The sequence below is a fragment of the Kitasatospora sp. NPDC018058 genome, from assembly GCF_044327205.1.
GTDB lineage: Bacteria > Actinomycetota > Actinomycetes > Streptomycetales > Streptomycetaceae > Kitasatospora.
This window is the reverse complement of sequence record NZ_JBIRFA010000003.1, coordinates 347,595-366,056: the sequence shown is the minus strand read 5'-3', so window position 1 is coordinate 366,056 and position 18,462 is coordinate 347,595. Positions and strand designations below refer to the sequence as shown.

At 72.2% G+C, this 18,462-nt stretch carries 16 protein-coding genes; 3 read left to right on the top strand and 13 right to left on the bottom strand.

From position 1 onward, the window contains the following. Positions 1-21: 21 nt before the first annotated feature. On the bottom strand, positions 22-621 hold the full coding sequence (locus ACH4E7_RS06555; protein WP_396247863.1) for an HdeD family acid-resistance protein: 600 nt from the start codon (positions 619-621) through the stop codon (positions 22-24). Between the two features lie 153 nt (positions 622-774). Here ACH4E7_RS06555 and ACH4E7_RS06550 point away from each other — a divergent pair, with 153 nt between their 5' ends. Next, positions 775-2,589, top strand: a complete 1,815-nt coding sequence (locus tag ACH4E7_RS06550; RefSeq protein ID WP_396247862.1) for an NAD-binding protein — start codon at positions 775-777, stop codon at positions 2,587-2,589. Between the two features lie 143 nt (positions 2,590-2,732). On the opposite strand, the gene ACH4E7_RS06545 is transcribed toward ACH4E7_RS06550, so the two are convergent. The 3 genes from ACH4E7_RS06545 to ACH4E7_RS06535 form a co-directional block, all read right to left on the bottom strand. Next, the gene (locus ACH4E7_RS06545; RefSeq protein WP_396247861.1) at positions 2,733-3,518 is read right to left on the bottom strand and encodes an enoyl-CoA hydratase; all 786 of its coding nucleotides are present in this window, start codon (positions 3,516-3,518) and stop codon (positions 2,733-2,735) included. Positions 3,519-3,898: 380 nt separating this feature from the next. After that, the gene (locus ACH4E7_RS06540; RefSeq protein WP_396247860.1) at positions 3,899-4,969 is read right to left on the bottom strand and encodes an enoyl-CoA hydratase/isomerase family protein; all 1,071 of its coding nucleotides are present in this window, start codon (positions 4,967-4,969) and stop codon (positions 3,899-3,901) included. 115 nt (positions 4,970-5,084) lie between these two features. Next, positions 5,085-5,405 carry a TetR family transcriptional regulator C-terminal domain-containing protein gene (locus tag ACH4E7_RS06535; RefSeq protein WP_396247901.1) on the bottom strand — a complete coding sequence of 107 codons (321 nt, stop codon included), beginning with the start codon at positions 5,403-5,405 and terminating at the stop codon, positions 5,085-5,087. A gap of 136 nt (positions 5,406-5,541) precedes the next feature. On the opposite strand from ACH4E7_RS06535, the gene ACH4E7_RS06530 reads away from it, so the two are divergent. Next, a complete protein-coding gene (locus ACH4E7_RS06530; RefSeq protein WP_396247900.1) occupies positions 5,542-6,219 on the top strand; it encodes an SDR family oxidoreductase in 678 nt (225 codons plus the stop codon). 163 nt (positions 6,220-6,382) lie between these two features. Here the strand turns inward: ACH4E7_RS06530 and fahA are convergent, their stop codons facing one another. From fahA to ACH4E7_RS06495, 7 genes are all read right to left on the bottom strand, one after another. Continuing rightward, the gene (gene fahA / locus ACH4E7_RS06525; protein WP_396247859.1) at positions 6,383-7,606 is read right to left on the bottom strand and encodes a fumarylacetoacetase; all 1,224 of its coding nucleotides are present in this window, start codon (positions 7,604-7,606) and stop codon (positions 6,383-6,385) included. Next, positions 7,603-8,514 carry a hypothetical protein gene (locus ACH4E7_RS06520; protein WP_396247858.1) on the bottom strand — a complete coding sequence of 304 codons (912 nt, stop codon included), beginning with the start codon at positions 8,512-8,514 and terminating at the stop codon, positions 7,603-7,605. The genes fahA and ACH4E7_RS06520 overlap by 4 nt, the downstream gene beginning before the upstream one ends. Continuing rightward, positions 8,511-9,713 carry a homogentisate 1,2-dioxygenase gene (locus ACH4E7_RS06515; RefSeq protein ID WP_396247857.1) on the bottom strand — a complete coding sequence of 401 codons (1,203 nt, stop codon included), beginning with the start codon at positions 9,711-9,713 and terminating at the stop codon, positions 8,511-8,513. The genes ACH4E7_RS06520 and ACH4E7_RS06515 overlap by 4 nt, the downstream gene beginning before the upstream one ends. Positions 9,714-9,771: 58 nt before the next feature. Continuing rightward, entirely contained in the window at positions 9,772-10,986 is a 1,215-nt protein-coding gene (hppD, locus tag ACH4E7_RS06510) for a 4-hydroxyphenylpyruvate dioxygenase (protein WP_396247856.1), read from the bottom strand. 239 nt (positions 10,987-11,225) lie between these two features. Beyond that, a complete protein-coding gene (locus ACH4E7_RS06505; protein ID WP_396247855.1) occupies positions 11,226-12,605 on the bottom strand; it encodes a phosphoribosyltransferase family protein in 1,380 nt (459 codons plus the stop codon). A 349-nt stretch (positions 12,606-12,954) separates the two neighbouring features. Continuing rightward, positions 12,955-14,655 (bottom strand): acyl-CoA dehydrogenase family protein, encoded by a 1,701-nt coding sequence (locus ACH4E7_RS06500; RefSeq protein WP_396247854.1) that lies wholly within the window; start codon positions 14,653-14,655, stop codon positions 12,955-12,957. A gap of 144 nt (positions 14,656-14,799) precedes the next feature. Then, on the bottom strand, positions 14,800-15,375 hold the full coding sequence (locus ACH4E7_RS06495; protein ID WP_396247853.1) for a PadR family transcriptional regulator: 576 nt from the start codon (positions 15,373-15,375) through the stop codon (positions 14,800-14,802). 185 nt (positions 15,376-15,560) lie between these two features. Here ACH4E7_RS06495 and ACH4E7_RS06490 point away from each other — a divergent pair, with 185 nt between their 5' ends. Then, positions 15,561-16,031, top strand: a complete 471-nt coding sequence (locus ACH4E7_RS06490) for an SPW repeat protein (RefSeq protein ID WP_396247852.1) — start codon at positions 15,561-15,563, stop codon at positions 16,029-16,031. 80 nt (positions 16,032-16,111) lie between these two features. Here the strand turns inward: ACH4E7_RS06490 and ACH4E7_RS06485 are convergent, their stop codons facing one another. Beyond that, positions 16,112-17,518: a class II fumarate hydratase gene (locus tag ACH4E7_RS06485; protein WP_396247851.1), complete on the bottom strand. Its 1,407-nt coding sequence runs from the start codon at positions 17,516-17,518 to the stop codon at positions 16,112-16,114. Between the two features lie 167 nt (positions 17,519-17,685). Continuing rightward, positions 17,686-18,420 carry a carbon-nitrogen hydrolase family protein gene (locus tag ACH4E7_RS06480; protein WP_396247850.1) on the bottom strand — a complete coding sequence of 245 codons (735 nt, stop codon included), beginning with the start codon at positions 18,418-18,420 and terminating at the stop codon, positions 17,686-17,688. Between the last annotated feature and the right edge of the window lie 42 nt (positions 18,421-18,462).

The following is an 18,462-nucleotide window of genomic DNA, read 5'->3' as shown; positions in this document are numbered from 1 at the left end:
CCTCCGGTGCGGTGGCGCTGGTCAGACCCCCGAGGGGATCTGCTTGGCCTGGCCGCGAATCCGGAGGGCCGTCGCGATCTCGACCACGCCCAGGATCAGCAGCCAGCACCCGGCCAGCACGGTCAGTGCGGTGATCGAGCCGACCGGCCAGACCATCAGCAGCACGCCGGCCAGGGTGTTGGCCGCGCCCGCGAAGGCCTGCCAACCGCGGGCGGGCATCAGCGGGTCGGAGATCGCGGCGGCGAGCTGGGTGATGCCGCGGAACAGCCAGCCGATGCCGATCCAGAGCGCGAGCAGCAGCAGTGACTGCGCGGCGCTGCGGAAGCAGAGCAGCCCGAGCAGCACGCAGATCGCGCCGCTGATGAAGGCCAGCACCCGCATCGCGGTGGTGGCGTGGGTGCCGAACGCGGCGACCAGCTGCACGATGCCGATCAGCAGCAGGTAGAGCCCGAACAGCACGCCCACCACCAGCAGCGTCTCCCGGGGCCAGGCGAAGACCGCGATCCCGAGGGCGAGCGAGGCCGCACCGGCGGCCAGCAGCACCTGCCAGGCGGCCCGGGCGAGCATGCCGAGCGGGCCCTGGACCGGGGAACCGTCGGGGGTGATGATCGGAGGGGCCACGGTGACGTACTCCTCGGGGCTGGGGGCGGAGAGCGAACCCCAGCCTCTTCGCTCCTCCGTCAGACCGCGCGTCGGGTACGTCCGTTCGAGTGACTTCCGACGGTCGCCGGAACGACACCCTCCGGTCGCTCGTCGTCGATATCATCCCTCGGTATGACTTCTGAAGGGTGGGGGACCCCTCCGGTCGAGCCGATCAGCCAGCACTACATCGTCTGCGGAGGCAACGCGCTGGCGCACCGGCTGGTGCTGGAACTCGTCGAGCACTACGAGGTCCCGGTCGTCGTCCTGGTCGCCGACCGTACCCGCGACCACGCGCCGCAGATCGAGCAACTCCCGGGCGTCGCCGCCGTGGTGGAGTACCCGAGCATCACCGACGAGGCGCTGCGCGCGGTCTCCATCGGCACCGCCCGGGGACTCGCCCTGGTCGAGGGCAGCGACCAGGACAACATCCACGCCGCGCTCAGCGCCCAGGGCCACAACGCCGACATCCGGATCGTGTTCCGGATGTTCAACCAGCGCCTCGGCGAGAACATCCAACGGCTGCTCAAGAACGGCGCCGCGCTCTCCGGTTCCGCCACCGCCGCCCCGGCCTTCGCCGCCGCCGCGCTCGGGCGGCCCAACTCGGTCGAGATCGACGGACGGTACCTGCACATCGCCTTCGACGACGCCATCGCCTCCGACCGGATCTGCGTGGTCGCCGACCAGGTCGACCGGCAGGACCTCAGCAAGATCCGCCTGCTGCCGGAGCAGGAGGGCGACTCGGCCGGCTTCGTCCGCCTCGCCCGCGAGTTCGGCGACGACGGACCGGTCATTCCCGGCGGGGTGCGCCGCGATCCGGTGTCGACCGGCGAACCCCAGGAACCGCCGGGCGGGAGGGCCGCGCTGCAGGCGCTGCCCATCGAGCCCCGGGAGCCGATCAGCTGGGTGCGACGGCTGCGCTGGCGGGTGCTCGACACCATGCGCTTCCTCACCAGCGCCCGGCTGCGGGTGGTGCTGCTCACCGCGCTCGCCGCGGTGCTGATGGCCTTCGGCGTGCTCTGGTACCTCAACCGGGACTTCGGCTGGACCGTCTACACCGCGCTGCTCGACCTGGCCGGCGCCGCCCAGCCCGACCAGCAGGCCGACGTCGCCGCCGGGACCGGGACGGGCGGGCTCTGGCAACGGGTCGCCCAGGTGGTCATCACCATCTGCGGGATCACCTTCGCGCCGGTCGCCACCGCCATCGCGGTCGAGGTGCTCGGCTCCGGGCGGCGAGGGCTGCCCCGCAACCCCAGCGCGGGCACCCGGGACCACGTCATCGTCGTCGGGCTCGGCAACGTCGGCACCCGTGTCGCGACCCAGCTGCACGAGATGGGCGTGCCGGTGGTCTGCATGGAACGCGACCCGCAGGCCCGCGGCATCGCCGCCGTCCGGGCGCTCGGCATCCCGGTGGTGCTGGGCGACGGGCCGTTCGAGGAGCAGCTGCGCCGGGCCCGGCTGAAGCACAGCCGGGCGGTGGTCGCGGTCAGCGGGGACGACGCCACCAACCTGGAGGCGGCACTGGAGGCGCGGCACGGCAACCCCGAGGTGCGGGTGGTGGTGCGGCTGTTCGACGACAACTTCGCCGGCCACTTCTACAAGACGCTGGACAACGCGGCCTCCCGGTCGGTGTCCTACCTGGCCGCACCTGCCTTCGCCGCCGCCCTGATGGGCAGCGAGGTGCGCGGGACGCTGTCGGTGTTCCGGCACGCGCTGCTGATCGCCGAGCTGACGGTGGAGGACAGCAGCGGGCTGATCGGCCTGAACCGGCACGACCTGGAGGACCCGGGCGGAGTCCGGGTGATCGCCGCCCGCTTCGCACGTAGCGACCACCTGCAGTGGAACTTCCCGGACCGCACCCGGCGGCTGACCCCGGGCGATCTGATCGTGGTCGCCGCCACCCGCAGCGGACTGGCGCGGCTCAACACGGTGCTGGTGGAGGAGGGGTGACGCGCGGTGGCGGCGACGGGACGCCGGGGCCGGGCGACGGTAGTGGGTGTCGGGTGACGGCGAACGGATGCCCGCGAACAGATGACGGCTGACAGATTTCAGATGATGAAATCTGTCAGCCGTCATCCGTCAGTTGTGCGCCGTCAGCGGTTCTCGAACTTCGGCGGGCGCTTCTCGGCGAAGGCCGCCATGCCCTCCTTCTGGTCCGCCGTGGCGAAGGCCGCGTGGAAGAGCCGGCGCTCGAAGCGGACGCCCTCGGCGAGCGTGGTCTCGAAGGCGCGGTTGACGCTCTCCTTCATCATGATCGCCGCCGGGGTGGACATCGCCGCGACGGTCTCGGCGGTGGCCAGCGCCTCCGCGAGCAGCTGGTCGGCCGGGACGATGCGGGAGACCAGGCCGGCCCGCTCGGCCTCCTCGGCGCCCATCATCCGGCCGGTCAGGCACAGCTCCATCGCCTTCGCCTTGCCGACCGCCCGGGTCAGCCGCTGCGAGCCGCCGATGCCCGGGATCACACCGAGCTTGATCTCCGGCTGCCCGAACTTCGCGGTGTCCGCCGCCAGCAGGATGTCGCACAGCATCGCCAGCTCGCAGCCGCCGCCCAGCGCGAAGCCGGCCACCGCCGCGACGACCGGCTTGCGCAGCTGGCCGAGCCGGTCCCAGGGGCCCAGCCAGTCGTCCAGGTAGACGTCCGGGAAGTGGTTGCCCTGCATCTCCTTGATGTCGGCGCCGGCCGCGAAGGCCTTCTCCGAACCGGTGATCACCAGACACCCGATCTCCGGGTCCCGGTCGAAGGCGGTGGCGGCCGCCACCACCTCGTTCATCAGCTGGGTGTTCAGCGCGTTGAGCGCCTTGGGCCGGTTGAGCGTGATCAGCCCCACCCGGCCCTTGCGCTCGACCAGGATCGTCTCGTAGGTCTCGGTCTCGGTCATCGCCGTTGACTCCCATTCCGCTGCTCGGCGCCGCACGGGCGCGCCCTGACCACCCAACGATCTACGACGCGCCCCGCCTTGCGCCAGTCTTGGCATGCGAGACGCCGGTCACCAGCGTGGCGGGGCCCCTCGGAACCGGACGCCGTAGCGCTCCTCACCCAGCCGAACGGTCTCGGCCTTGACCTCGCCCCGGCGGACCGGCGCGGCCGGGGCCGCGACCGTCACCGACTGTCGCGCCACTCCGCGATCCCCTCGGCATCGACGGTGGACGGGATCAGTGGAGCGGTCGGTCAGGCGGAGCGGTCGGCGGCACCGGGTGGGGCGTGGCGGGCTCCAGGCGGCCGGGTAGGGGAGTCGGTGGATCCGGTCCGGTCCGATGGTCAGGCCAGGCCCAGCTCGTCGCCCTCGCGCGGGGCGAGGAAGCGCGCGACGTCGGCCTCCGTCACCTCGTCGAGCGTGCCCGGCGACCAGCGCGGGTTGCGGTCCTTGTCGACGACCTGGGCGCGGATGCCCTCGACCAGGTCGTGGCCGTCCAGCGCGGCGCAGGAGATGCGGTATTCCTGGTCCAGTACGGCCTTCAGCGAGGGCAGCGTCCGGGCCCGGCGCAGCGCGGCCAGGGTGACCTTGACGGCGGTGGGGGAGTTCCCGAGGACCAGTTCGGCGGCCTCCTTCGCCTCCGGCACACCGGAGTCGAGCAGCCGGTCGACGATCTCCTCGACGGTGTCGGCCGCGTAGCAGGCGTCGATCCACTCGCGCCGGGCGGCGAGCGCGGCGGGCGGGGCGGCCTCGGCGTGCTCGGTGACGGTGGCGGCCGGATCGGCGCTACGGGCGAGGGCGTCGAGCAGCTCGGGCAGGCGCGCGGACGGGACGTAGTGGTCCGCGAAGCCGCACAGCAGGGCGTCGCCGGGGCCCATCGAGGCCGAGGTGAGTCCGAGGTGGGTGCCCAACTCGCCCGGGGCGTGGGCGAGCAGGCGGCTGCCGCCGACGTCCGGGACGAGGCCGATCCGGGTCTCGGGCATCGCGACCGTGGAGCGCTCGGTGACGATCCGTACCGCGGCGTGGGCGGACAGGCCGACGCCGCCGCCCATGGTGATGCCGTCCATCACCGCGACGTACGGCTTCGGATAGTCGGCGATCAGCGCGTTCAGCCGGTACTCGTCGCGGAAGAAGGCGCGGGTGCCGGCCCCGCCCGCCTTGGCGTCGTCGTGCATCGCGCGGATGTCCGCGCCCGCGCAGAGGCCGCGCTCGCCGGCGCCGGTCAGCACGACGGCGCGCACCCGGTCGTCGGCGGCCCAGTCGTTCAGGGTCGTGCGCAGGGCGGTGACCATGCCGTGGGTCAGCGAGTTGAGCGCCCGCGGGCGGTTCAGGACGATCCGGCCGAGGCCGCCGTCGTCGCCGCCGTCGTTGGCGCGGTCCAGGAAGGTCTGAACCTCCGCCGCCTCTGCGTTCATCGGACCCGCTCCCGTCCCTCGGTGATGTGGAATTCCACGGTCCACCGTACCGGGGGGGCTGTTGTGATCACCGTGCCGGTGATCACGCCGCTTGGACGGGGGTGCGGCGGGTGCGTCACGGCCAGGCGCGCAGGGCGAGTTCGGCGGTGCGGGCCAGGTCGGCGGCGGTGGCGCCGTCGCGGGCCTGCTGGGACATGCCCTGGACGACCGCGGCGAAGTAGCCGGCCAGGGCCTTCGGGTCGGCGTCGGGCGGCAGTTCGCCCTCCTGTCGGGCGGCGCGGAGCCGGTCCTCGAAGGCCCGCAGGTTGCGGTTGCGCAGGTCGCGAAGCTGGGCCTGGACCTCGGCGTCCTGTGGGGAGACGTTGGTGGCGGCGGTGATCACCAGGCAGCCGGCCGGGTGCGAGGGATCGGGGTAGGTGGCGGCGGCCTCGCGCAGGATGCGGGCGATCGCCGCGCGGGCGGTGGTCTCCTCCTCCAGGGCGCGGCCCGCGAAGGCGCCGACCCGGGTGCTGCCGTAGTGGCGGACGACCTCCTCGAAGAGCGTCCTCTTGTCGCCGAAGGCGGCGTAGAGGCTGCCCGGGCGGGACGGCGCCGTCGTCGCGGTCGGCTACGCCCGGGACGTGGTCGAGGGCATCCGGGGTGACGGCGGGCAGGCCTTCGCGGTACGCGCCGAACTCGGACGGCACGGGGACGCGGCCGCGCTGTGGGAGGCCTTCGATGCCGGGATCGGCGCGTACGGGCCGGGCGGCGGAGTCGACATCATCGTGAACAACGCCGGGATCGGGCGCAGTTCGGACCTCGACGGGCTGACCGAGGAGGGGTTCGACGAGGTGTTCGCGGTCAACGTCCGGGCGCCGTTCTTCGCCGTCGAGCACGGGTTGAAGCGGATGCGGGACGGCGGGCGGATCATCAACATCTCCAGCGGCGCCGCCCGGCTGGCCATGCCGGAGATCATCGCCTACGGCGCGACCAAGGGCGCGTTGGACACCTTCACGCTCAACCTGGCCAAGCAGCTCGGCCCGCGCGGAATCACCGCCAACTCGGTCGCGCCCGGCATCGTGGACACCGACGTCAACGCCGGCTGGCTGCGCGGCAATGTCGAGGCGGAGGCCTACGCGGCCTCGGTCGCGGCGCTCGGCCGGGTCGGTCAGCCGGAGGACATCGCGGACATCGTCGCGTTCCTGGCCTCCGAGGATGCGCGCTGGGTCACCGGGCGGGTCATCGACGCCACGGGTGGGGCGGGGCTGTAAGGGCGGGCTGTTGGCAAAGGTGGGCAAACGGATAACAGCTGACAGATGATGAACTCTGTCAGCTGCTATCCGTCATCTGTTATCTGTTCGCTGAAGTCTGAACCCCGTCAGCGGTCAGCCGTCAGCCGGGCAGCTGCGCGCCTCGGCCGGCAGCTGCGGGATCTCAGCCCCGCACCCGCCCCGCGACCTCGCCGAACCCGACCACCGCGCCGTCCGGCCCCGGGGCCGTCGCCGTGATGACGACCTCGTCGCCGTCCTCCAGGAAGGTCCGGGTCGTCCCGTCCGGCAGCTTCAGCGGCTCCTCGCCGTTCCAGGTCAGCTCGATCAGCGCACCGCGGGTGTCCGGCTCCGGCCCGCTGACCGTGCCCGAGGCGAACAGGTCGCCCGTGCGCAGCGAGGCGCCGTTGACGGTCATGTGGGCCAGCTGCTGCTGCGCCGTCCAGTACATCGCGGCGAACGGCGGCCGGGAGACCAGGTGCCCGTTCAGTCGAACCTCCATCGCCAGGTCCAGGCCCCACGGCTCGTTGCCGCGGTCGTCCAGGTACGGCAGCGGCTCGACGTCGCGCTCCGGCGGCGCGACCCGGGCGTGCTGCAGGGCGTCCAGCGGCACGATCCACGGCGAGACCGAGGTCGCGAAGGACTTGCCGAGGAAGGGGCCGAGCGGCACGTACTCCCAGGCCTGGATGTCGCGCGCCGACCAGTCGTTGAGCAGGCAGACGCCGAACACGTGCTCGCGGAAGTCGTCCAGCACGACCGGCCGCCCCAGCTGCGACGGCGTGCCGACGACGAAGCCGACCTCGGCCTCGATGTCCAGCCGGCGCGACGGCCCGAAGGTCGGCGCGGCGTCGGCGGGCGCCTTGCGCTGCCCGTGCGGACGCACCACCGGCGTGCCGGAGACCACCACGGTGCCCGCCCGGCCGTGGTAGCCGATCGGCAGGTGCTTCCAGTTGGGGGTGAGCGGCTCCGAGCCCGGGCGGAAGATCCGGCCCAGGTTGGTCGCGTGGTGCTCGGAGGCGTAGAAGTCGACGTAGTCCGCGACCTCGAACGGCAGGTGCAGCTCGACCTCGTCGGCCGGCAGCAGCGCGGGCGCGACCGCCTCGCGGAAGGACTCGTCGGTCAGCCAGCGGGTCAGGTCGGCCCGGACCTGCGTCCAGGCCGAACGCCCGGCCGCCATCAGCGGGTTGAGCGAGTCCGCGGCCAGCAGCACGGACGGCGCCCCGGCCGCGTGGGCGGCCGCCCCGGCGTCCAGCACGAAGTCCCCGACCCGCACGCCGATCCGGCGCCGGCCGGGCTGGTCGGCGGCGGTGAAGACGCCGTGCGGCAGGTTGTGCACGCCGAACGGCGAGTCCTGGGCGCTGGCGAGCCAGCTGCTGGGGGTGGTGCTCAACGGTCCTCCTGGGGCAGTGGATCGGGCGACGACAGCAGGCCGAGCGCGGCCAGGTCGCCCAGCGGCTCGGCGATGCTGCAGGTGCCGAACGCGGTGAACGAGTTGCGGATCACGGTAACCTGACGGTCGGTCAGCGCGCGTACCGCCTTGGCCAGCGCCTCGCCGTCCCGTTCCGCCAGCACCGCCGCCGCTGCCGCCCGGTCGGTCTCCTGCGCGGCCAGCAGCACGTTCAGGAAGCCGTGATGCTCGAAGCCGGTCTCCGGGTCGGTGTGCCGGACGGCGTTGTGCAGCCCGGCCGTGCACTTGTACGGCAGGCCGCGCTGCGCGCAGCCGGTGAGGAAGGCGGCCAGCTCGTCCTCGTCCGGGAACGCCTCGGCGACCAGCCCGCCGGTGCGGAACTTCGCCCGGTACGGGCTGTCGACCAGCACGTCCAGCACCGCGTCCAGCCCGTCCCCGCGCAGGAGTTCGCGCGGTAGCTCGACGGCGGCCGGCACGTGTGGAGGCAGCAGCCGGTCCAGCTCGGCGACCGCCTCGGCGGCGTCCTTGGCGGCCAGTTCGACGCCGGCCAGCTCGAACGGTGCGGCGGCGGCGAGCGCCGGTGCGAGCTCCGCACTGCCCCCCGGCAGCACGAGTCCGACCCTGAGCGGCGCGGCGCCCGCCTCCTCCACACCTCCCGCGGTCGCGCCGCCCACAGCACCGGAGGCCGGGGGCACTGCGGCCAACTCGCCCAGCCGGCCCGCCCCGCAGAGGAACGGGCCGACCGCCTCGGCGTACCAGGCCGCGCGGTGGACGCGGTGCGCGGGTACCGCCTCGGCGACCGGCAGGTTCCCCGGGGGGAACACCGCCGCGTCGTCGAAGAGCCCGCGGAACAGCTCGGGGATCACCCCCGCGGAGACCGGAGCGCTCATCGCCCGGGCCCCCGACCGGCCCAGGTCCAGGCATAGCCGGCGTCCTCGCTGGCCCGCCCTCCCTCGCCGAGCTCCAGCGGCCGGAAGGTGTCCACCATGACCGCCAGCTCGTCGAAGAACTCCGCGCCGATGCTGCGCTCGTAGGCGCCCGGCTGCGGACCGTGGGTGTGCCCGCCGGGGTGCAGCGAGATCGAGCCCTGGGCGATGCCCGAGCCCTTGCGGGCCGCGTAGTCGCCGCCGCAGTAGAACATGACCTCGTCACTGTCCACGTTGGCGTGGTAGTACGGAACCGGGATCGACAACGGGTGGTAGTCCACCTTGCGGGGGACGAAGTTGCAGATCACGAAGTTGTTGCCCTCGAACACCTGGTGGGCCGGCGGCGGCTGGTGGATCCGGCCGGTGATCGGCTCGAAGTCGCTGATGTTGAAGGCGTACGGGTACAGGCAGCCGTCCCAGCCGACCACGTCGAAGGGGTGGTGCGGCACGGTGTAGCGGGTGCCCGAAACCCCGCTCGGGCCACGGTGCTTGACCAGTACGTCGACGTCCCCGGGGGTGTCGACCACGAGCGGGCCGACCGGCCCGCGGAAGTCCCGCTCGCAGTACGGCGCGTGCTCCAGCAGCTGCCCGTACTTGGACAGGTAGCGCTTGACCGGGGTGATGTGGCTGTTCGCCTCGATGCAGTAGGCGCGCAGCGGCTCGTCCCCGGACGGCACCCAGCGGTGGGTGGTGGCCCGCGGGATGATCACGTAGTCGCCCTGGCCGACCTCGATCGAGCCGAAGACCGTCTCGACCGTGCCCGAGCCGGACTCCACGTACACGCACTCGTCGCCGAGCCCGTTGCGGTACAGCTCGCTCGGGGCCCCGGCGGCGACGTACGAGATCCGCACGTCACCGTTGCCGAGGACCAGGCGGCGGCTGCTCACGACGTCCGCGGACTTCCACTCCTGGCCCGCGAACAGCTCGTGCAGCTTGAGGTGGCGGGGGAGCAGGGGATGGTTGGGTACCGTGGACTGGTCCGGCAGCTCCCAGGGCACCGCGTTGACCACCGCCGAGGGGATGCCCCGGTGGTAGAGCAGCGACGAGTCGGAGGAGAACCCCTCCTCGCCCATCAACTCCTCGTAGTACAGCCCGCCTTCGGGTGTGCGGTGCTGGGTGTGCCGCTTGGGCGGGATGTTGCCCAGCTGCCGGTAGTACGCCATCTCCGTGCTCCTCCTCGACCGTCCGTCAGGGCCGGCGTCAATCAGGGTTGGCCGACGCTCACAGGTTGCCGCGACGGTCCTGCTCGCGCTCGATGGACTCGAACAGCGCCTTGAAGTTGCCCTTGCCGAAGCCCAGCGAACCGTGGCGCTCGATGAACTCGTAGAAGACGGTGGGGCGGTCGCCGATCGGCTTGGTGAAGATCTGCAGCAGGTAGCCGTCCTCGTCGCGGTCGACCAGGATGCCGCGCTTCTTCAGCTCCTCGATCGGCACCCGGACCTTGCCGATCCGCTCGCGCAGCTCCGGGTCGTCGTAGTACGCGTCCGGGGTGTTGAGGAACTCCACGCCGCGCGAACGCAGCACGTCCACGGTGGTGAGGATGTCGTTGGTGGCGAGCGCCATGTGCTGGCAGCCCGGGCCGGTGTAGAACTCCAGGTACTCGTCGATCTGGGACTTCTTCTTGGCGATGGCCGGCTCGTTGAGCGGGAACTTCACCCGGTGGTTGCCGCTGGCGACGACCTTGGACATCAGGGCGGAGTACTCGGTGGCGATGTCGTCGCCGACGAACTCGGCCATGTTCACGAAGCCCATGACCCGGTTGTAGAACCGGACCCACTCGTCCATCCGGCCCAGCTCGACGTTGCCCACGGCGTGGTCGAGGGCCTGGAACAGGCGCTTGGGCGAGCCCTCCGGGTGGGTGACGCTGCTCTGCGCGGCGACGTAGCCCGGCAGGTACGGGCCGTGGTAGCGGGAGCGGTCGATCAGGGTGTGGCGGGTCTCGCCGTAGGTGGCGATGGCCGCGCGGCGCACGGTGCCGTTCTCGTCCGAGACGTCGTTCGGCTCCTCCAGGACGGTGGCGCCGGTCGCGCGGGCGTGCTCGATGCACTTGTCGACGTCCGGGACCTCCAGGGCGAGGTCGACCACGCCGTCGCCGTGGCGGCGGTGGTGGTCCAGCAGCGGGCTGTCCGGCCGGACGCCGCCCTTGATCACGAAGCGGCAGGAGCCGGAGCGGAGCACGTAGGCCTTGCGGTCGCGGCGGCCGGTCTCCGGGCCGGAGTAGGCGACCAGCTCCATGCCGAACACGACCTGGTAGAACTGGGCCGTCTGGGTGGCGTTGCCGACCACGAAGACGACCGCGTCCTGGGCGGTGACCGGGAACGGGTCGGTAGCGGCGTCGTGCTCGACGAGGCCGACGAGGCGGCGCAGCTGGTCGGCGTCGAGACCGGCCTCGCGCTCCTCGGGGGTCAGCTCAAGGGCGTGGGTCTGCGGGGTCATCGCTCGTTCCTCCACTCTGGGCCTCGGCGCTGAGGCTTTTGCTGGATCGCGTGGATCGCGGCCGCACGGCGAACGGGTGGCGGTGCGGCTGGCGCAGAGCTTGCTCCTGTCGGAGTGGTTGGGCAACAGGTCGATTTTTCACTGCTCAATGTGTACAAGCTGATTAGGAAATCCCGTCTCGGGCTGCGCAAAATGCGCTGCTCCGCAATGGTTGTCGCACGAATACTGCGCAACGGCCACTACGGGCTCTCGCCGGACGAGTCACCGGAGGGGACGCCGGACGTACCGCCGGACGGCTCGGTGGACGTCCCGGCAGGTGGGAGGTGGTGCAGGAACCAGTCCCCGGCCAGTTCGGCGACCCGGTCGAGCGTTCCCGGCTCCTCGAACAGGTGGCTCGCGTGCGGCACCACCACGAGCTCACTCTCGCAGCGCAGCCGGGCCCGGGCCTGCCGGTTGAGGTCGATCACGACGGTGTCCAGCGCGCCGACCAGCAGCAGCGTCGGGGCACTCACCCGGCCCAGCACCTCCGGTCCGGCGAGGTCCGGGCGCCCGCCCCGGGAGACCACGGCGCGCACCGCAGGGCCCAGCTCGCCGGCGGTGTGCAAAGCGGCTGCGGCACCGGTGCTGGCGCCGAACAGGCCGAGCGGCAGGCCCCGGGTCGCCGTGAGTCCGTCCAGCTGCCCGGCGACGGCGGTCAGCCGCGAACCCAGCAGGCCGACGTCGAACACCTTGCGCCGGTCCGGCTCCTCGGCCTCGGTCAGCAGGTCGAACAGCAGCGTGCCCAGCCCGGCGCGGTTCAGGTAGCGGGCGACGTACCGGTTGCGCGGGCTGTGCCGCCCGCTGCCGCTGCCGTGCGCGAAGACCACGACCCCGCGCGCCCCGCCCGGGACGGTCAGCCGGCCCGCGAGCCGGACCCCGGCGGCGGGCAGCACCAGCTCGCGGTCGACCGGGGCGGGCTCCGGGGGCTGTTCGCCCCAGGCCTGGGCCAGCAGCGCCAGCACCTCCTCGTCGTCGGTCTGCGAGAAGTCGGCGTAGAACTCGCCGATCGCGAAGAACGGGGACGGCGTGTCGACGCAGATCAGCTCGTCGGCGACCTCGGTCAGGCGGTCCGTCCAGTCCGGGGGCGCCACCGGGACGGCCAGCACCACCCGCGCCGCGCCGCGCGCCCGGACGATCCGGCAGGCGGCCTTGGCGGTGGAGCCGGTGGCGATGCCGTCGTCCACCACGACCACGGTGCGCCCACGCAGGTCGGCGGCCGGACGGTCGCCCCGGTAGGCGCGGGCCCGGCGCTCCAACTCGGCGCGCTCGCTGCGCTCCACCGCCGCCAGCTGGTCATCGGTGACCCCGGCGATCCGGATGACCTGCTCGTTCAGCACCCGCACGCCGTCCTCGCCGATCGCCCCCATGCCCAGCTCGGGCTGGTACGGCACGCCGAGCTTGCGGATCACGCAGATGTCCAGCGGCGCGGCGAGCGCCGCCGCCACCTCGGCGGCCACCGGCACCCCGCCGCGCGGCAGCGCGACCACCACGGTGTCGGGAGCGCCCAGGTGGCCGAGGCGGGCGGCCAGGCGCCGGCCCGCGTCGGTGCGGTCGGTGAAGTGGGTTCCGGTGACGTGCATGACACGGCCTCCACGTACCACCGTACGCCGATCCGGCAGGCCGCTCCCGGGCGTGTCAGGGCGGGCCCGGGACACGGCTGGCGCGGGAGCCAGAGCGGCGGCACGCAGCAGACGGTCGCGCTGATCACGTCGCACACAGCCCGGAGCGCCACCGCCGCGCCCACGATGCCCGGGTCGGACACCTCCGCCGACACGGGCGCGGACGCGGCGTTGGGCGGGATCGGTCGAGCGGCACCGGCCCGACGTGGTGATCACACGGGGCGCGGCGACGGCTGAGCCCGCCGGAGGTGATCCGGGGGTGCCGGCCCGCCGACCGGCACCCCCGGGGTCTTACCCGGTGTTCCCCGCCTTACGGCTGCATCTCGTAGACGCCCGAGAGCGCCTCGACCCGCGCCCACACCTTCGCCGCGCGCTCCGCGTCCGCGACCGGGCGGCGCACGTTCGCCAGCGCCCAGGCGGCCTGCTCCTCGGTGGTGGAGGACTTGCCGTGCAGCTCGGTGGCGTGCGCGGAGAAGTCGCGGACCAGCGCGTCGAAGATCTGGTCCAGCACGTCGGCCGGCAGGTCGGTCAACTCGGCCTGCTCCAGCACCAGCTGGCCGTAGACGATCAGAGCGAACAGCTGGCCGATCTCCAGCAGGAAGTCCAGGTCGGCCTGCTGCTCCTTGCCCGGCGCGTGCTTGAGCAGCAACTCGCAGAAGCCGTCGGCCTGCTCGCGGAAGCGGGCGACGTTCGGAAGCTCCGCGTGGCGGTCGTAGGCGGTGCGCCAGTCGTGGAAGCGGATCGCGCCGAGGCCGCGGGCCGGACCCTGGCGGAACAGGAAGGTGTCGTCGGCGGCGTCCAGGCGGGTCGGCACCGGGGCGTAGTCGGCGGGCGCGAACAGGTAGTTGCCCATGAACTTGAGGATCAGCGCCAGGTTGACGTGGACGGTGCCCTCCAGCTTCGGCAGGCCGCGGATGTCCTTGGCGGCCTTGTCGAAGTAGGTGTCCGCCTCGAAGCCCTTGGCCGCGATGACGTCCCACATCAGGTCGATGACCTTCTCGCCCTCGGTGGTGACCTTCATCTTGGTCATCGGGTTGAACAGCAGGTAGCGGCGGTCCTCGGGGGAGGCGGTGCGGAAGTAGTCCACGGCCCGGGCACTGAACAGCTTCATCGCCACGAGGCGCGCGTAGGCGTCGGTCAACTCCCGTCGCACGTGCGGGAAGTCGGTGACCTTCCGGCCGTACAGCACCCGGTTGTGGGCGTGCGTGACGGCCTCGTACATCGCGTGCTCGCAGATGCCGACCGAGGCGGTGCAGAGGTTGAACTTGCCGACGTTGACGGTGTTCAGCGCGGCGTCGAAGGCGGCCTGGCCGGTGTGCAGCACGTCCTCGGCGCGGACCGGGTAGTCCTCCAGCCGGAACTCGCTGACGTACATCTGGGCGTTCACCACGTTCTTGACCAGGTGGTACGCCTCGTGGCGGCTGTCGGCGGCGAAGAAGACGTAGCCCTCCGGGCCCTCGACGTCCGAGCGGCGGCCGAAGACCGAGACCAGGCCGGCCACGTTGCCGTTGCCGATGTAGTACTTGGGGCCGGTCGCGGTGAAGCCGCCCTCGCCGTCCGGGGTGAGGATCATGTCGGTGGAGTAGATGTCGGCGCCGTGGGTGCGCTCGGACAGGCCGAAGGCCATCACGTGGCCCTCGGCGAGGAGCTTGGCGGCGCGGGCCCGGACGGCCTCGTTCTCGCTCTGCCAGACCGGGCCGAGGCCCAGGATGGTGACCTGCCAGGTGTACCAGTAGCCGAGGCCGTAGAAGCCGAGGATCTCGTTCAGCTCGGCGATCCGCGCGGTGTCCCAGCGCTTGTCGGGGTCGGCCGCGGAGGGGGTCAGGAACTCCGCGAACAGGCCTTCCCGGGCGGCGAATTCGAGGAAGTCGGCGTACCAGGTGCGGTCGATGTAGGTGTCGATGAGCGCCTTCTTGCCGCGGGACTCGAACCAGTCGACGGTCGCGCGCAGCAGGCGGCGGGTCGGCTCGTCGAACTGCGCGGGGTCGTAGGTGCGCGGGTTGAAGAGCATCAGGGGCTCCCGGGGGTCGAGGGTATGAGGGCTCGGCGAACAGGCGTCAGGCGACGGTGTTCGGATGGCGACTTTCGGCGAACGGAGCTCAGCGAACGGAGCTCAGCGAACAGAGTTCAGGTAACAGATTTCGGATGACAGATTTCAGACTCTGTCATCCGAACCCTGCCCCCGCCCCTCGCCAGCGAGCCGGCGCAGCGTGGTGAGCACGTCGTCCAGCCAGGCGAGGGTCATCCGCTCGTACTCGATGCCGCCGCGCAGCACCACGTGCTGGAGATCCTGCCGGGCGTCGAGCGCGGAGAGGTCGGGGAAGTCCCGCTGCTCGCCGTGCAGGTAGCGGGCGAGCAGGGCGGCGTGGCTCTCCCGGTGCCGCTCGACCTCGGAGATCAGCGCGCCAGGGTCGTCGAAGGCGGCGGCGCGGATCTTGACCGCCAGCTCGTGTCGCACGGTCTCCGGCTCGACCGGTTCGCGCAGCCAGCCGGCCAACGCGACCCGTCCGGGCTCGGCGGCCGAGTAGACCTTCTTGTCCGGGCGGCCGTCCTGGGCGACCTCCTCCGCCGCGATCCAGCCGTCCGCCTCCATCCGCCGTAGCACCCGGTAGATCTGCTGGTGGGTGGCGGTCCAGAAGCGCCCGATGGAGCGGTCGAAGCGTCGGGCCAGCTCGTAGCCGGAGCCGGGCTGCTCCAGCAGCGAGACGAGGATCGCGTGCTCCAGTGCCATGCCCGCATCCTCCTATGCAACGAGTTGCATAGGCAATGGGCCCTCGGAGTGTTGAGACGCAGGTCACCGGCGTGATCAGATGGTTATCGATCATTCCGGACCATCGGGTGCAAAACCATGGATAAGCGCCAGAATGGGTACGGGGCAAGCCCCTTCCATGGTCCGAGCCACAGGAGGTGGTATCGGTGGCAACCCATATGCCGACGGGCATGGAGCACCACCCGGACATCGTTGAACTCCGGGAACACTACGAGCGGGTCACCTCGACCCCTCGCGCCCAGGGCGTGGAAGCCCTGGCAGTACTGGCCGGCCTCTTCCTGGCGACATCGCCGTGGATCGTCGGTTTCACCGCTTTCAGCACCCTGACCGTGACCTGCCTGATCGTGGGTCTGGCGTACACGGCGCTGATGGCCGGCTACGGATCGGCCTACGAACGGACACACGCGCGGGCCTGGGCGGCCGCCGCGCTCGGTATCTGGACGATCCTCTCCCCCTGGGTCATCTCGGGGTCCGTCGCGCGCGGCAAGAACATCACCACCTGCGTCATCGTCGGCGCCGTGATGTTCCTGCTCGGTCTCGCGGCGATCTCGATGGCCACGATCACGGCGAACGGAGCAGCGATGCGGCTCGGCCGGGCCGGCCGCGCCAAGGGCTGATCTTCCCCCCAGCCCGTGTCCGGGGCGCGGAGGGCGCGAGCCCGCCGCGCCCCGGCGCACGTCCGGCCGGGGCGGGGTGGCTACGGGTGTGTCATCCGCAGCACGTCCAGGGCCTGGTCCAACTGTTCCTCGGTGAGCTTGCCCTGCTCGACGTAGCCGCGCTCCAGCACCACCTGACGGATCGTCTTCCGCTCGGCCAGCGCCTGCTTGGCGACCTTCGCCGCCTCCTCGTACCCGATGTACCGGTTCAGCGGCGTCACCACCGAGGGCGAGGACTCCGCGTACTCGCGGGCCCGCTCGACGTTGGCGGTGACGCCGTCCACCGTCCGGTCCGCCAGCAGCCGGGCGCTGTTGGCCAGCAGCCGCACCGACTCCAGCACGTTGCGGGCGATCACCGGGAGCATCACGTTCAGCTCGAAGTTGCCGCTCGCGCCGGCCAGCGTCACCGTCGCGTCGTTGCCCACCACCTGGGCGGCGACCATCAGCACCACCTCGGGCAGCACCGGGTTCACCTTGCCCGGCATGATGGACGAACCGGGCTGCAGGTCCGGCAGGTTGATCTCGCCGAGGCCGGTGCGCGGACCGGAGCCCATCCACCGCAGGTCGTTCGCGATCTTCGTGAACCCGACCGCCACCGTGCGCAGTTGGCCGCTCAGCTCGACCAGCGCGTCCCGGGCGCCCTGCGCCTCGAAGTGGTCCCGGGCCTCGGTCAGCGGCAGGTCGGTGGCGCGGGACACCTCCTCGATGACCGCCGCCGGGAAGCCGGGCGGAGTGTTGATGCCGGTGCCCACCGCCGTTCCACCGAGCGGCAGTTCGGCGACCCGGGGGAGTGTCGCCAGCAGCCGCTCCCGCCCGTGCCGCACCTGCGCCGCGTAGCCGCCGAACTCCTGGCCGAGGGTGACGGGCGTGGCGTCCATCAGGTGCGTGCGGCCCGACTTGACCACCTGGGCGAACTCGGCGGCCTTGCGCTCCAGTGCCTCCGCCAGGTGCTCCAGTGCCGGGATCAGGTCGTGGGTGACGGCGGCGGTCGCCGCGATGTGGATCGAGGACGGGAACACGTCGTTGGACGACTGGCTCGCGTTCACCTGGTCGTTCGGGTGCACCGGTCGCCCGAGCCGCTCGCCGGCCAGGGTGGCGATCACCTCGTTGGCGTTCATGTTGGACGAGGTGCCCGAACCGGTCTGGAATACGTCCACCGGGAACTGGTCGTCCCAGCGGCCCTCCGCGACCTCCTCGGCCGCCGCCGTGATCGCCCCGGCCGTCTCCTCGTCCAGGACCCCGAGGCGGGCGTTGACCCGGGCCGCGGCCGCCTTGATCCGGGCCAGCGCGGCGATGTGCGCGCGCTCCAGCCGCTGGCCGGACACCGGGAAGTTCTCCACCGCCCGCTGGGTCTGTGCCTGCCACTTCGCGGCGGCCGGCACCCGCACCTCGCCCATCGAGTCGTGCTCGATCCGGTACTCCCGCGGCTTCTCCCGCTCGTCACCCATCGCGCGCTGCACCTCCTGTACGGGCCCGCTCGGCCCGGTCACGGGTCCGCCGATCGGCCGGTCCATCGATCCGCCGATCCACTGGTTCAGTGATTCACCGATCACGACAGCCCCGCGCGGGCCCCGGGTATTTCCACCCGGGGCCGAATGATCCACCGGCGGGCCCGTCACCGCCGGGTCAGCTCGGCGCGGGCCAGGTCGCCCGCCGCGGTGCCGGCCCGGGCGACCACCTCACCGTCCGGCGCCCAGACGCCGGAGCCACCCGAGCTGTCCGGGAACACGCCGGTGAGGCCCGCGGAGGTGGACAGCACGACCCAGACCCCGTGTGCGGTGGAACGGGCCCGGCAGTGGCCGTCCCGCCGCTCGGCCTGCGCGGCGCCCGGACCGTACAGGGTGGAGGCGACGTAGGCGTCGATGCCGAGGGCGGCGGTCTCCTCGGCGTGAGTCGGATCGGCGGCGTCGGCGCAGATCGCGAGACCGAGCCGCAGGCCGTCCAGCTCCAGTACGACGGGCTTCTCGCCCGGGGTGAAACGGTCGGGCTCGCCTTCGCCGTGCAGCCGCATCTTCCGGTAGACCACGGCGGCACCCTCGCCGGTGACCGCCAGGGTGGCGATGGACTCGGGCCCGCCGACCTCCCTGACCGGCGCGCCGACCAGTGCGAGGGCGCCGGTGGCGGCGCAGGCCTCGACCAGCGGGGCGAGCCGCGGGTCCGCCGGGTCGACGGCGGGGGCGGCCAGGTCGTAACCGGTCAGCGACAGCTCGGGGAACACCACCAGGCGGGTCCCGGCCGCCCGGACCGCCTCGGCGTGCCGCTCGACGTTGACGGACACGGTGTCCGGGCGCCCGGGCTCGGCGCAGACGGGCTGGGCGACGGTGACGGTCAGCGGCGCGGACGAGGGCATGGCGGGGCCTCCGGGCGGGCGGGGTCGGTGATCAAGAGCAAT

Bases quoted from the DNA above. Each gene is read 5' to 3' on its own strand.
- ACH4E7_RS06550 (WP_396247862.1), top strand. From the start codon at position 775: ATGACTTCTGAAGGGTGGGGGACCCCTCCGGTCGAGCCGATCAGCCAG.
- ACH4E7_RS06545 (WP_396247861.1), bottom strand. From the start codon at position 3,518: ATGACCGAGACCGAGACCTACGAGACGATCCTGGTCGAGCGCAAGGGC.
- ACH4E7_RS06540 (WP_396247860.1), bottom strand. From the start codon at position 4,969: ATGAACGCAGAGGCGGCGGAGGTTCAGACCTTCCTGGACCGCGCCAAC.
- ACH4E7_RS06520 (WP_396247858.1), bottom strand. From the start codon at position 8,514: ATGAGCGCTCCGGTCTCCGCGGGGGTGATCCCCGAGCTGTTCCGCGGG.
- ACH4E7_RS06515 (WP_396247857.1), bottom strand. From the start codon at position 9,713: ATGGCGTACTACCGGCAGCTGGGCAACATCCCGCCCAAGCGGCACACC.
- hppD (WP_396247856.1), bottom strand. From the start codon at position 10,986: ATGACCCCGCAGACCCACGCCCTTGAGCTGACCCCCGAGGAGCGCGAG.
- ACH4E7_RS06505 (WP_396247855.1), bottom strand. From the start codon at position 12,605: ATGCACGTCACCGGAACCCACTTCACCGACCGCACCGACGCGGGCCGG.
- ACH4E7_RS06500 (WP_396247854.1), bottom strand. From the start codon at position 14,655: ATGCTCTTCAACCCGCGCACCTACGACCCCGCGCAGTTCGACGAGCCG.
- ACH4E7_RS06495 (WP_396247853.1), bottom strand. From the start codon at position 15,375: ATGGCACTGGAGCACGCGATCCTCGTCTCGCTGCTGGAGCAGCCCGGC.
- ACH4E7_RS06485 (WP_396247851.1), bottom strand. From the start codon at position 17,518: ATGGGTGACGAGCGGGAGAAGCCGCGGGAGTACCGGATCGAGCACGAC.
- ACH4E7_RS06480 (WP_396247850.1), bottom strand. From the start codon at position 18,420: ATGCCCTCGTCCGCGCCGCTGACCGTCACCGTCGCCCAGCCCGTCTGC.